Annotated in this window: 14 protein-coding genes and 1 pseudogene; 5 read left to right on the top strand and 10 right to left on the bottom strand. The window is 70.5% G+C overall.

Going from position 1 to position 12,560, the window contains the following annotated elements:
• The first annotated feature begins 14 nt into the window (after positions 1 to 14).
• Both OG714_RS37925 and OG714_RS37920 read left to right on the top strand, forming a co-directional pair.
• Positions 15 to 449, top strand: a complete 435-nt coding sequence (locus OG714_RS37925; protein WP_406127907.1) for a RidA family protein — start codon at positions 15 to 17, stop codon at positions 447 to 449.
• On the top strand, positions 446 to 934 hold the full coding sequence (locus tag OG714_RS37920; protein ID WP_406127905.1) for a GNAT family N-acetyltransferase: 489 nt from the start codon (positions 446 to 448) through the stop codon (positions 932 to 934). Before OG714_RS37925 ends, OG714_RS37920 begins: the two co-directional genes overlap by 4 nt.
• A 36-nt stretch (positions 935 to 970) precedes the next feature.
• Here the strand turns inward: OG714_RS37920 and OG714_RS37915 are convergent, their stop codons facing one another.
• The 3 genes from OG714_RS37915 to OG714_RS37905 all read right to left on the bottom strand — a co-directional run bounded on the left by OG714_RS37915 (position 971) and on the right by OG714_RS37905 (position 4,639).
• Positions 971 to 1,918 carry a glycoside hydrolase family 6 protein gene (locus OG714_RS37915; protein ID WP_406127903.1) on the bottom strand — a complete coding sequence of 316 codons (948 nt, stop codon included), beginning with the start codon at positions 1,916 to 1,918 and terminating at the stop codon, positions 971 to 973.
• Between the two features lie 523 nt (positions 1,919 to 2,441).
• Entirely contained in the window at positions 2,442 to 3,161 is a 720-nt protein-coding gene (locus OG714_RS37910) for an aspartate/glutamate racemase family protein (RefSeq protein WP_406127902.1), read from the bottom strand.
• Positions 3,162 to 3,166: 5 nt separating this feature from the next.
• Positions 3,167 to 4,639 carry an NCS1 family nucleobase:cation symporter-1 gene (locus tag OG714_RS37905; RefSeq protein ID WP_406127901.1) on the bottom strand — a complete coding sequence of 491 codons (1,473 nt, stop codon included), beginning with the start codon at positions 4,637 to 4,639 and terminating at the stop codon, positions 3,167 to 3,169.
• Between the two features lie 145 nt (positions 4,640 to 4,784).
• On the opposite strand from OG714_RS37905, the gene OG714_RS37900 reads away from it, so the two are divergent.
• Complete coding sequence (locus OG714_RS37900; protein WP_406127899.1) at positions 4,785 to 5,450, top strand: GntR family transcriptional regulator; 666 nt, start codon at positions 4,785 to 4,787, stop codon at positions 5,448 to 5,450.
• Between the two features lie 15 nt (positions 5,451 to 5,465).
• The gene (locus OG714_RS37895; RefSeq protein ID WP_406127897.1) at positions 5,466 to 6,944 is read left to right on the top strand and encodes a LamG domain-containing protein; all 1,479 of its coding nucleotides are present in this window, start codon (positions 5,466 to 5,468) and stop codon (positions 6,942 to 6,944) included.
• 18 nt (positions 6,945 to 6,962) lie between these two features.
• Here the strand turns inward: OG714_RS37895 and pip are convergent, their stop codons facing one another.
• The 4 genes and pseudogenes from pip to OG714_RS37875 all read right to left on the bottom strand — a co-directional run bounded on the left by pip (position 6,963) and on the right by OG714_RS37875 (position 9,319).
• Positions 6,963 to 7,934 carry a prolyl aminopeptidase gene (pip, locus tag OG714_RS37890; RefSeq protein WP_406127895.1) on the bottom strand — a complete coding sequence of 324 codons (972 nt, stop codon included), beginning with the start codon at positions 7,932 to 7,934 and terminating at the stop codon, positions 6,963 to 6,965.
• 44 nt (positions 7,935 to 7,978) lie between these two features.
• Positions 7,979 to 8,671: a uracil-DNA glycosylase gene (locus tag OG714_RS37885; protein WP_406127894.1), complete on the bottom strand. Its 693-nt coding sequence runs from the start codon at positions 8,669 to 8,671 to the stop codon at positions 7,979 to 7,981.
• A 54-nt stretch (positions 8,672 to 8,725) separates the two neighbouring features.
• Positions 8,726 to 8,929 (bottom strand): annotated as a pseudogene (locus OG714_RS37880) (YfcC family protein); the annotation flags it as partial.
• A gap of 102 nt (positions 8,930 to 9,031) precedes the next feature.
• Positions 9,032 to 9,319 (bottom strand): hypothetical protein, encoded by a 288-nt coding sequence (locus OG714_RS37875; protein ID WP_406127892.1) that lies wholly within the window; start codon positions 9,317 to 9,319, stop codon positions 9,032 to 9,034.
• Positions 9,320 to 9,530: 211 nt separating this feature from the next.
• Between OG714_RS37875 and OG714_RS37870 the strand changes: the two genes are divergently transcribed.
• Positions 9,531 to 10,109: an RNA-binding S4 domain-containing protein gene (locus OG714_RS37870; RefSeq protein WP_406127890.1), complete on the top strand. Its 579-nt coding sequence runs from the start codon at positions 9,531 to 9,533 to the stop codon at positions 10,107 to 10,109.
• A gap of 88 nt (positions 10,110 to 10,197) precedes the next feature.
• On the opposite strand, the gene OG714_RS37865 is transcribed toward OG714_RS37870, so the two are convergent.
• From OG714_RS37865 to OG714_RS37855, 3 genes are all read right to left on the bottom strand, one after another.
• The gene (locus tag OG714_RS37865; protein WP_406127888.1) at positions 10,198 to 10,662 is read right to left on the bottom strand and encodes a DoxX family protein; all 465 of its coding nucleotides are present in this window, start codon (positions 10,660 to 10,662) and stop codon (positions 10,198 to 10,200) included.
• Between the two features lie 113 nt (positions 10,663 to 10,775).
• Positions 10,776 to 11,495: a class I SAM-dependent methyltransferase gene (locus tag OG714_RS37860; protein WP_406127887.1), complete on the bottom strand. Its 720-nt coding sequence runs from the start codon at positions 11,493 to 11,495 to the stop codon at positions 10,776 to 10,778.
• 122 nt (positions 11,496 to 11,617) lie between these two features.
• Complete coding sequence (locus OG714_RS37855) at positions 11,618 to 12,532, bottom strand: acyltransferase domain-containing protein (protein WP_406127885.1); 915 nt, start codon at positions 12,530 to 12,532, stop codon at positions 11,618 to 11,620.
• Positions 12,533 to 12,560: the final 28 nt, after the last annotated feature.

The raw sequence follows: 12,560 nt of genomic DNA, 5'->3' as shown, positions 1-12,560 counted from the left end.
CCTTGGGAGACCCCGTGCTCGAACGCGTCACCGTCCCCGCCCTCTTCCCTCCCCCCACCTACTCCCACGCCACCGTCGTCGAAGCCGGCACGAAGCTCGCCTTTCTCGCCGGTGCGGTCCCGCTCGACGTCGACGGCAAGGTGGTGGGCGCGAGCGACGCCGTGCGGCAGGCCGAGCAGGTGCTGGTGAATCTCGGTGAGCAACTGCGGGCGGTCGGCAGCGACTTGGGGCAGGTCGTCGCGACGGACGTGTATGTCGTGAGTAGCGAGCCCTCCGTGTTGTCCGCCGTGTGGGAGGTGGTCGAGGCGTCCGGGCTCAGCGTGGGACCGCATTCGTCCACACTCGTCGGTGTGGCCTGCCTCGGGTACACCGGGCAGCTCGTGGAGATCACGGCGACAGCCGTCGTGCCGGAAGAGGGAGAAGGAGAAGGAGAGGTGGCGCAGTCGTGAACCCTGCCCCTGACCCTGGCTCTGAAGCCGACGTCACGATCCGTCGGGCGGCCGGCCCCGATGCGCGCCCCGCGGCGGACGTGTGGCTGCGTTCGTTCGCCGCCGCGTTGCCGACCGTCGTCAGTCCGCGGTCCGCCGACGACGTGCGGGACTACTTCCGGGACGTCGTCGTGCCGTTGCGGGACATCTGGGTGGCCGACGCGGGGGACGGCGGTGGGATCGTGGGGTTGATGGTGGTCAACGGCGATGTGTTGTCCCAGCTGTACCTCGAACCGGACTGGCGCGGGCGAGGCCTCGGGGACCGGTTCGTCGCGCTCGCGAAGGAACGGAGTCCAGGGGGCCTGCAGTTGTGGACCTTCCAGGTGAACAAGCCCGCCCACCGGTTCTACCAGCGGCACGGCTTCGTCGCCGTCGAGTTCACGGACGGCAGCGGCAACGAAGAACGGGAGCCGGACGTGCGGTACGTGTGGGAGCCCAAGCCGTAAGCCACAAGTCATGAGTCAGGGGCGGACGTTCATGAGTCAGGGGCGGGCGTTGCGGGCCAGTTCGAGGGCGTTCGACGGCCACCACTGGCCTGCCCTCGGGCCGCCTCGGCAGGTGCCGTCGGACTCGCCGGGGCGTTTGATCCACAAGTAGGCGTCGAGGAGGGGGTCGTCCGTGCGGGTCGTCGGCGGGGTGCCCAGGGCGCGGCCGGGCGGATTGCACCACGCGTCGGTGCCGGTGTAGGGGCCGTTGCCGTTGCGGCTGGTGTCGATGACGTAGTGCTTGCCAGCGAGGTCTTTGGAGAGCTCGTCGCCGTACGTCGAACTCGCCTTGTTCGTCTGGTAGTTGGAGACGTTCAGGGCTACGCCGTCGGCTCGGGCGACACTGGACGCCTTGAGCGCGTCGACCAGTCGCCAGGCCTCGGGGATCCAGCTGGAGTTGCCGGCGTCGAGGTAGACGTGGGTGTGCGGTTGGCGTTTGAGGCGGTCCACGGCGTGGGCGAGCAGTGCGTAGCGTTCGCTCGCCGTGACCCGGGTGCAGCCGGCGACCACCTGGGCGACCGCGTCCGGTTCGACGATCACGTAGGCGCCCCGGCCGCCGAGGGCGGTCGCGAACTCGTCGATCCAGGCGCGGTAGGCCGTCGCGGTGGGGGCGCCGCCGAGGGAGTACTGGCCGCAGTCCCGGTTCGGGATGTAGTACGCCACGAGTACGGCGATGCGGCCGGCCTGGGCGGCGGCGGTGGTGCGGGCGCGGACGACCGGGCCGGGGTTGGGGCCGTTGAGCCACTCGGCCTCGGGTCTGGCGGCAATGCGGTCCATCAGCGTCGCGTCGACTGTCCGGCTGGCCTCGCGCCAGGCGGCCGCCTGTTGGGCGGCCCGGGAGTCGGGGGCGGTCCAGAAGGGTTCCGGTACGTCACGGGTGGCGCCGGCGCAGCAGAGTCCTGCGAGGAGGGTGGCGAGGAGGGCTCTCGGTACCGGGTTGGGCAAGGGGGTCTCCTTCTCGCCGACGGTGACTCGTTCTCCCCGGAGTCTGCGGGGCACGCGTCCACGAGTCGCCGTAGAGCCGGTCAGGGCGCCGCAAGATCACCCCGACGGATGCGCTACCGAGAGTGCCGCGATGTGTCGTACGGCGGGTGCCGCGCCGTCGTGGCTGGTCGCGCAGTTCCCCGCGCCCCTTAAAGGACGTTGCCCTCGCGGCACTGACCAACCCGCGCCCCTTTGAGGGCGTTGCCCTCGCGATTCTGATCAACCCGGGCCACTTTCAGCGACGTCGCCCCACACCCGCGACCACCCGCGCCCCTTCAGAGACCGCGCCCCCACACCCCGACCAACCCGCGCCCTTGAACGCCGGACCAGCCGAGGCGCTTTTAAGGGGCGCGGGGAACTGCGCGAGCAACCCCCACGCACCCGCACTCTGAACTCAAGCCCCCCCGCATCCGCATCCGCACCCTGAACTCACCCCGGCACCCCCGACCAACCGCGCCCTCAGAAACCCTGCCCCCGTACCCCCTCAGGGACGCCGCCCCCACTCCCTCCCCTTCACCACCGGCCGCGCATAACTCCCCGCCCTGCTCGTCCTCAGCCCCAACCCCACCAACGACTCCGCCAGCTTCACCGCCGCCCCGACCCCGTCCACCACCGGCAGCCCCAGCTTCTCCCCCACCGCCCGCTGCAACCCCGTCATCCCGGCGCACCCCAGCACCAGCACCTCGGCCCCGGCCGCGCACGCCCGTTCCGCCGCCGCCAGGAACGCGGTCTCCGTACGGACGTCGTCGCCCGCCAGGTCGAGGACGCTCAGCCCCGTCCCCACCACCGCCGCGCAGTTCCGGCCGACCCCCGCCAGCTCCAGGCTGTCCTCGATCTGCCCGCAGGACCGTTCCAGCGTGGTGACGACGCCGTAGCGTCGGCCCAGCAGGCAGGCCAGGTGGGCGGCCGCCTCGGTGATGTCGACGACCGGCACGTCCACCAACTCCCGGACGCCTTCACGCCCGTGCTCTCCGAAGCCGGCCATGACGACGGCGTCGTACGCGGGACCCTCGTACGTCCGGAGCAGGTCCATGACGGCCGCCGCCGAGAGGTAGCTGTCGAGCCAGCCCTCCGCGGACTCGGGACCCCACTCGGGGGTCAGGCCGGTCACGGTGGTGCCCGGGCCTGCCGCGGCCCGGGCACCTCGTACGATCTCCTCGGTCATCTCCTGCGTGGTGTTGCAGTTGGTGACGACGATGCGCACTCCGCTCAGACCTCCACCGGCTCGGGAGTGGGCTCGGCGGTGGCTCGGTCGGTGCGGCAGATCAGTACGTACAGGCCCGCGCCCAGTGCCGTGCCGATGAACCACGAATACGGGGCCACGTCGCTGAACGTCTTCACCAGTGCGAGCACCGCCGCGACCCCCGCCGAGGGCAGGAACGCCCACAGGGCCTTGGGGTTGACGCCCTTCCGGTAGTAGTAGCGGGAGCCGGGGGTCGCGTCGAAGAGTTCCTGTACGTCGACCCGGCCGCGCTTCACCCAGTAGTAGTCGACCATGATCACGCCGAACAGCGGGCCCAGGAAGGCGCCGAGGCCGCCGAGGAAGTAGTTGACGACGGTCGGGTTGGAGAAGAGGTTCCACGGGGTCACGACCAGCGCGGCCACCGTGCTGATCATGCCGCCGATCCTGAAGGTGATCTTCTGCGGCCAGACGTTGGCCAGGTCGTACGCCGGTGAGACGAAGTTGGCGACGATGTTGACGCCCATGGTGGCGATGGCGAACGTGAGCGCGCCGAGCACCATCACCCAGGTGTTGCCGACCTTGGCGACCAACTCGGCCGGGTCGGTGATGGCCTGGCCCCAGACCTCCAGGGAGCCGGCCGTCACGATCACCGAAACGACCACGAACGCGGTGGAGTTGATGGGCAGGCCCCAGAAGTTGCCGCGGCGGACGGTCTTGTAGTCGGGCGCGAAGCGGGAGAAGTCGCAGAAGTTGAGCATCAGCGTGCCGTACGTCGCGAGGATCAGCCCGATCGCGCCGAACCACTGCCGCCACTGCTCACCGAACGAGACCGGGTGCGGGGTCGAGGTGAGGGAGATCGACCAACCGGCCTTCGCCAGCACCCAGATGGCCAGCGCGATCATCACCAGCCAGATCGCGGGACCACAGAAGTCCTGGAACTTCCGTACGGACTCCATGCCCTGACTGATGATCACCGCCTGGATCAGCCACAGCGACACGAACGAGACCCAGCCGAGGGCGTCAAGTCCCAGGAAGGAGTGGTGAGTCCAGGATTCCAGGCCCGGCCACGCGGCCAGCAGCATCACGTTGACGGCGACGGAGGCGAGGTAGGTCTGGATGCCGTACCACATGATGGCGATCACGGCCCGGATGAGGGCCGGGATGTTCGCGCCCCACACGCCGAAGCTGATGCGGCTGACGACCGGGAACGGGACGCCGTGCGCCTGCCCGATCTTTCCCATCCAGTTCATGCCGACGTAGATGAGCACGAAGCCGACGAGCAGGGAGGTGAAGACCTGCCAGACGTTCATGCCGAGGACCAACAGGCCTGCGGCGAAGGTGTAGTTGCCGAGGTTGTGGACGTCCGACATCCACATGGCGAAGAGGTCGAAGACCTTCCAGTTGCGCTTGTCGGCGGGCGCGAGGTCTTCGTTGGTGAGCCGGGGGTCGGGGACGAACGTTGGTGTGCCGGTGGCTTCGGCACTGTCGGCGAGGGACACGGGGCCTCCAGGGCAAAGGGGGACGGAGGGCGGCGACCGTTTGGTATACCAAACTGCCGTCATGGTCCCGCCGTCAAGCGTTCCGACCGATGTCACGATTGTTAACGCTCGGTAAAAGACCCCCGGAGTCGGAGAAGATTGCTCCATGAGCTCCATGACGAAGATCGAACCCCTGGGCGCGGTCCGCGAGCGCGTCCTGGCGAACCTGCGCCAGGAGATCATCGCGGGGCGCCTCGGACCGGGCGACCGGCTGGTCGAGCGCGAGCTCGCCGAGCGGTTCGGCGTCTCCCGGGTGCCGGTCCGCGAGGCGATCCGCGCGCTGGTCGCCGAAGGGTTCGTCCACTTCGAGACCCCGCGCCGCACGGTCGTACGCCCTCTCACCCCGAACGACGTGCGGGAGCTCTTCGAACTGCGCGAGGCCCTGGAGGTCTCCGCGGCCGGGCTCGCCGCGTCCCGCGCGACACCGGAGGATCTGGCCGGGGTGGAGGAACTCCTCGACCGTGCGGCCGCCGCGACCGAGGCGGGGGACGCCGAGGTGATCACGGACGTCAACAGCCGCCTGCACGACAGCATCGTGACGATGGCGGGCAACACGCTGCTGACCGCCGCCCTGGAACCCGTCGCCGGCCGACTGCGCTGGATGACCCGACGGAACGAGGAGTGGCCCCAACTCCTCGTGGAACACCGTGAGTTGTACGAGGCGATCGCATCCGGCGACCCGGACCGCGCCCGCGCGCACGCACTGGCCCACGTGCGGACCAACTACCGTTCCACGGTCCGGCACCTGTTCGGGAACGACGCGCAGCCGTAGGCGGAGGGAGCGAACATGGTCAGCAGACGTGGCCTGTTGAGCGGGGCCGCGCTGGTCGGCGTCGGGGCGATGGCGGGCGTGGCGCAGGGGGCGGGAGTGGCCGTGGCGGACGTAGCGCTGGACACTCCGTTCACGCCGGTCGGCACTCCGCATCTGGCGCAGGCCGATCAACTGGTGGGCTATCAGCGGCTGTTGGCGGCCGGGTATCTGGTCAATGGGCTGGTGGGGCATTGGCCGCTGGACGGCTCGGGCGCCGACCGTTCCGGCCGCGCGCACCCCCTCACCCCCGGCTCCGGCGCGACCTGGACGGCACTGCGCGCGGGCGGCGAGCTGAGCCTCGACGGGACGTCCGGGGCGTATGCCGCCACGGACCCCGAGGACTCCGTCCTGGACACCACCGCCCCCTTTACCGTCTCGGCGTGGGTGCGGCTGGCGAGCGACGCCGACCCGGCGACCATGTACACGGCGGTGAGCCAGGACTCCGCCACCACCAGCCGCTTCCTCCTCCAGTACGACAACACCGTCTCCACCTGGGCCTTCAAGGTCCGCAGCGAGGACCAGGCCACCAAGGTGTCCGCCGTCGCCAATTCACCGGCCGGTCTCGGCATCTGGACCCATCTGACCGGTGTCTGGGACGGCACGCAGATCCGCCTGTACGTCGACGGGCAGCCGCAGGGCAGCGCCGCGACCACCCTGTCCTGGGTGGCGACCGGCGGCTTCTCCATCGGCCGGGCCCGCTTCGACGGCGCGCCCGTCAACCGGTTCAAGGGCGCGATCGACGACGTACGGGCGTACGCCCGCGCCCTCACCGCCGACGAGATCGCCCTGGTCAGCGGCCGTACGGCCCGCCTGAACAACGTCTATCAGCCGGGCTCGCCCGCCACCCTCACCTGGGGCACGCCCGACGACCCGGCGAGCTGGGTGGCCCGCGCCCGCTGCGCGTCCTTCGTCACCGGCGTCCTCAAGCACACCTACGGCTGGGCGAGCGACGACTACTTCCTCCAGTACTTCCAGGAGAGGGTCCCGGAGGCCGCCGACTACTGCACGGCCTTCCTCGACGGCACCGCCGGCCCCCGCTTCCAGCGCGTCCGCAAGGTCGCCGACCTCCAGCCCGGCGACATCATCGCCGTCGACTACGACGGCAGCGACCCCGACAACACCGGCCACATCGTCATGGTCCGCGAGGTCAAGGGCGTCTTCAGCGGCACCGCCGACTTCACCGGCGAGACGCAGTACGCCGTCGAGATCGTCGACTGCACCTCCGACCCGCACGGCGTCCACGCCCTGACCAACTACCCCAGGTACCCGGACACCCGCATGGTCAGCAACGTCCCCGGCGAGAGCCTCCAGGGCGTCGGCATCGGTCACATGATGTTCTACGCCTCCGACGCCACGGGCGAGTTCTCGCGGTACCGGTGGAGCGTCAACTCCTCGAAGAGCAGCGGGACTTACGACGTGACGGCACGACCGGTGGCGGCGGCGCGAATCGGCTGAGTAACCAGGCCGAGGGGGTCAATGGCCCTGCCGGCGGGCGTACTTGTCCGTCGCCGCCACCAGCGCCTCGGCGACACCGGGCGCGCTCGCGTTGTGCCCGGCCTCGTCCACGATCACCAACTCGCTGCCGGGCCAGGCGTGATGGAGCCGCCAGACGACACCGAGAAGGTTGCCGAGGTCGAGGCTGCCCTGGACGAGGGTGCCGGGGATGTCCTTGAGGAGGGGCGCGTCCCGCAGCACGACGCCCTCCTCGTTTCCCTTCCCCAGGAAGTGGTCGTTGCCGAAGTAGTGCGTGACGGTGCGGGCGAAGCACATGCGGAACTTCGGGTCCTCGTACCGCTTTTCGGAGCGCGGCGGGGCGGGGACGATCGCCGTCTCCCAGTCGGTCCAGGCGCGTGCGGCCCGCTCCCGCACCGCCCGGTCGGGCGACTCGATGAGCTGGTTGTAGGCGGCGGCGAGGTTCCCTTCGCGCTCCGCGGCGGGGAGTTCGGAGACGAACGCCTCGAACGCCTCCGGGAAGAGCTTCCCAAGTCCCCTGGTCAGCAAGGCCACTTCGGGATCGGACCCGGTGGCGACACAGGTCAGCACCAGCTCCGACACCGCCCCCGGGTACGTCTGCGCGTACCGCAGCCCGAGCACCGACCCCCACGACGCGCCCCACACCAGCCACCGTTCGATCCCCAAGTGCCGCCGCAGCAGCTCCAGATCGGCGATGAGGTGGGCCGTCGTGTTCACGCTCATGTCGGTGTCGTACGCGCTCGCGTGCGGAGTGGAACGCCCGCACCCGCGCTGGTCGAGCAGCACGATCCGGTAGACGGCGGGGTCGAAGTACCGCCGGGGAAACGGGGAACAGCCCGATCCCGGGCCCCCGTGCAGCACGACCGCGGGCTTGCCGCGCGGGTTTCCGCAGGTCTCCCAGTAGACGCGGTTGCCGTCACCGACGTCGAGCATGCCGTGGTCGTACGGTTCGATCTCCGGATACAGGCCCATCCCGCGACCCTAACCTCGCTACGGCTCCGGCGACCCTCACCTCGCTACGGCGTGGTCGGCAGCCCCGCCGCCCCGGCCGCGGTGCGCAGGACGTCCCGCAGCATCGCGGGGGTGAGTTTGCCGGTGAAGGTGTTGCGCTGGCTGACGTGGAAGCAGCCGAAGAGGTCGAGGCCGCCGAGGGCGACCTGTGCCCCGTGTCCGAACGCGGGCCGTGGGCGCGGTACTTGCCACCCCGCCGCCGCGAACGCGGGCAGCGCCGCCTGCCAGCCGAAGGCGCCGAGTACGACGACGGCCCTCAACGTCGGCCGCAGCAGGGTGAGTTCCTCGACGAGCCAGGAACGGCAGGTGTCCCGCTCCTCGGGGGTGGGCTTGTTGGCGGGCGGGGCGCAGCGCACCGGTGAGGTGATGCGCACGCCGTACAGCTCCAGGCCGTCGTCGGCGCTCACGGCGGTCGGCTGCGAGGCCAGCCCGATGTCGTACAGGGCCTCGTACAGGACGTCCCCGGAACGGTCGCCGGTGAACATCCGGCCGGTGCGGTTCGCGCCGTGCGCGGCCGGGGCGAGGCCGATGATCAGGAGCGACGCGTCGGCGGGGCCGAAGCCGGGTACCGGGCGGCCCCAGTACGTCCAGTCGGCGAAGGCGGCGCGTTTGGTGCGGGCGACCTCCTCGCGCCAGGCGACCAGGCGGGGGCAGGCCCGACAGCCGGTGATCCGGTGATCGAGGTCGGACAGGTTCATGCCGCCACCGTATGTGCCCCTCGCCGTGCGGGCTCAGGTGAGGATCACGACGGTTCAGGTGATGATCGCGCCGAACGCCACGAACCCGCAGATCATCAGGAACAGCAGCGCCAGCAACGGCCAGACGAACCGCAGGTACTTGTCGTAGCCGACCTTCGCCAGCGCGACCCCACCGATGGTGACCGCGGTCGTCGGCACCCAGAGGTTCATCCAGCCGCTGGCGGCCTGCCAGGCGGTGACGACGGAACGCGAGCAGCCATACGGCGATCGTGACGACCGTGAGGACGGTCAACGCGCTGGGGAAGGTGAACTTCGGCTTGTGCGGCGGCTGTTCGGTGCTCTGCCGACTGTCGGTGGTACTCATACGGCCGCCGCCCCGCCCCGGCCCCGGAAGCCGGCCGCGTACCGCTCGACGAACGCGCACAGCGCCACAACCGTGTTCCGCGGCTCCGAGAACATCACACCCAGATCGATCCGCACGATGTGTTCGACACCGGCCCCGCGCGACAGCCCGACGAGCACATCGTGCGCCTCCCGCACCGGCTCACCCGGAAACCCGGGAAAGGCCACGGAGGGAATCGCGGCCAGCCGCACGAGGTCGGCCCGCAGCCCGTCCATCAGCGCGTCGACCTTTGCTGCCATGTCCACGTCCGCCCCCTCGTCTCCGCGCCGACCGCGGCCCCTACGACCGCCTCCATGACCTCTACGACCTCGGGAAACAGCCTCTTCGGTACAGCGCGGGGGTGCATCCGGGGTGGGCCGGCGGGGTGCCGGCCGGGGATCATGGGGCGGGGTGCGGGGTCAGGTCGTCGGCCGAAATCCGCCGGGGTCGGCCGACTGGGGGCACTAAGGTCGAGACATGGCTTCCGAGGGAGTGGACGAAACCGGCGAGAGCGACGGAACCGGTGCGGCCGCGCCCGCTCCCGCGCCGGACGGCGACGCCGTGGCCGCCGCCAAGGCCGCAGGTCCCTCGAACGGTGAGAGCGTCCGTGTCGACAGCTGGATCTGGTCCGTCCGTCTGGTCAAGACCCGCTCCATGGGCGCCGCCGCCTGCAAGGGCGGCCACGTCCGTGTCAACGGCGAGCGGGTGAAGCCCGCCCACTCCGTCCATGTCGGCGACGAGGTGCGCCTCCGGCACGAGGGCCACGAACGCGTCGTCATCGTGAAGCAGGTCATCCGCAAACGGGTCGGGCCGCCGGTCGCCGTCCAGTGCTACGTGGACAACTCCCCGCCGCCTCCGCCCCGCGAGGCCGTCGCCCCGGCCGGTATCCGTGACCGCGGCACCGGCCGCCCCACCAAACGCGACCGCCGTGACCTGGAACGCCTGCGCGGCCTCCCCGGCGCCGACGCCGGCCCGGCCGCCACGCCCGACACCTCCGGGGACCGGGACACCCGTCGCGACTCACGCCGCAGCACGCGCCGCGAACCGCGACGGTGACATCCGGCCCGGGCCCCTCGGCCCACCGGATGCCACCGTCACCCTGTGCTCAGCTGTAACCGGCCGTACCGCACGGATCACGCCCCGATCACGCCCGGCGTCGTACCACCCGCAGCAGCTCCGCGTTCTGCCCCCGCCGTGCCCAGGCGATCAGAGCCAGCGGGATGATCAGGATGAGCGGTGTCGCCGCGTTCTCTCCGTGGAACTCGGTCATCTGCACGACGAACGCACCCACCATCAAGGCACTGAGCGCCGTCGCCGCCACCGACTGCAGCAGCGGGACCAACAGCCCGATGGCACCGGCCAGTTCGAGCGCGCCGATGGTGTACATGGCCCCGCTCCCCCAGCCGATCTTGTCGAACGACTCCACAGCCGACGAGTTCGCGATCAGCTTGGGCAGCGCGCTCGCGACGGCGTAGAACAGGGCGATCAGCACCTGGAGGGTACGCAGCGCGATCCGGGCACGGCGACCGCGGGTGGTCGCGGACTCGGCGACGACGGGACGGGAGGTGGCGGACGCGGCGGAGGCTACGGAAGCGGTGGTCTCGGACATGAGGTTCTCCTGTGGGAAGCGGTGGGAGCGCTGGGAAGCGGTCCGTGTTGCTGTCACAGGGGTAGACCGGCACTCGCCCTCGAACTCATCGCTGCCGCACGGGATTTCCTCCGCTAGTTCGCTGCCGCTCCCGCTTCCTCCGCTGTCGTCGCCACCGCCCTCACCCATATCCGGTCCGGCGTGAGATAGCTGTCCACTCTCAGTCCCGCCTCCGCCAGCGCCTCCTCGAACTGCTCCTTCGTCAACGGCCGGGACAGGAACGTCTGGGTCCAGACCGCGTCCGGGAACACGTACTCCGCGTGCACCGAGTCGACCCCGTCCCCGACCGGCTCCGCCGACACCATCCGCACGGTGAAGCCACTGGGGTCGATCCGCTCGCGCGGCAGGTTCGTGTGGTAGTCCTCGCCCTCCCGCTGGATCAGCACGCAGCCGCCCGGCGCGACATGCCGTACGCAGGTCCGCAGCAGTCCGCGCCGCACCTCGATGTCCCCGGCGTGCACCAGGAACGACGCGAGCATCACCACGTCGAACGTCTCGCCCAGATCGAGGTGTTCGACCGGGCTGCATATCGTGCGCGCCCCATGGACGCGCTCCAGCATCTCGGCGGATTCGTCGACCGCCGTGACCGTGAACCCGCGCTCCAGGAGGGGGTAGGTCATCCGCCCCACCCCGCTGCCCAGCTCCAGGATGCGCGCGCCCGCCGGCACGGCCGCGGCGATGATGTCCGGCTCCTGGCCGATCGACAGCCGCGAGTACAGCTCGACCGCGCAGCCGTCCGGGGTGATCGCCCCGGGTCCTGTCCCCTCGTACCCCTCACGCATTTCGATTCGCATGCCCGTCCAACGGCCCGCGTCCGCACGTCCGTTCCCGACTCGCACTGGTTCACCCGTACGAGTCAATTCCCTTCAGGCAGGCAACTGTTGGCGCCTGTTGGGGGTCGGAGCCGAGCCGGGGATCAGAGCGGAAACCACCCGTGCCCGAGGTACCAGTGCCCGCCCGCCCGCAGATGGTCCCCGACGGCCCGCTCCACGGAGGTCCGCCGCGGCAGGCTCTCCACCGCCTGATCGGGGTGGCCGAAGACGAACTGGACGGGCTCGGTGTCGGCCGGTTCCGTGTCCTCGCGGATCACTCGGAACCGTTCCTGGAAGCGGACGATGTTGGAGTCGGCGGAGAGGTACCGCTTCAACTGCGGGTCGAGCAGCCAGGAGTGGCAGGTCGCGACCTCGTGCCGCTCCTCGGGGAAGTACCGGGCGAAGAACGCGCGGGCCAGGTCCAGCGAGCGGTCGCAGGCGGCCGGGGTGAGCGGCCCGGAGTAGTCGGGGATGTGCAGGTTCAGGCAGGGCGTCCCCGGCTCCGCGTCCAGCCCCGCCTCCGTGAGTGCCTGCGCGGTGCGCTCACCGAGCCGCGCCCGCTCGAACTGCAGCCGCCCCAGCTGGTACAGCTCGCCGCGGAAGTGCGGGACGAGCCACTGCGGGAACGGCAGTCCTCCCCCGCCGAACCGTCTGTGGTGCACCGCGATGTTGCGTCCCAGGTCGGCGAGGGTGCGCCGGGAGACATCGGCGGGGATGCCGCGTTCGCGGTGGTACGCGCGCGTGTAAGGCAGCGCGGCGACGAAGACGTACACGGGGAAGTAGGCGCCCACCTCCGGCGGGGCCTGGGGCAGCCGGGCCAGGAGCAGCTCGGTGAGCCGGGTCCAGTGGCCGTGCTCACCGATGTCCTTCACCAGCTCGCCGACGCACTCCTCCAGGAGCTGTGTCGCGTCGGTGTCGCGGGTCAACACCCGGTGCAGTCGCACCAGTTCGTTGATGTCCTCATGGGGTACGGCGAGGTCGAGCAGGACCTCGGGCAGTTCGTCGGCGTCCGGCAGCACGGTTCGCTTCCCCTCCCTGTGGAGCCCT

This window comes from Streptomyces sp. NBC_00989 (assembly GCF_045162655.1).
Taxonomy (GTDB): Bacteria; Actinomycetota; Actinomycetes; order Streptomycetales; family Streptomycetaceae; genus Streptomyces.
The sequence above is the reverse complement of the archived record's forward strand: the minus strand, read 5'-3'. Positions and strand labels throughout refer to the sequence as shown.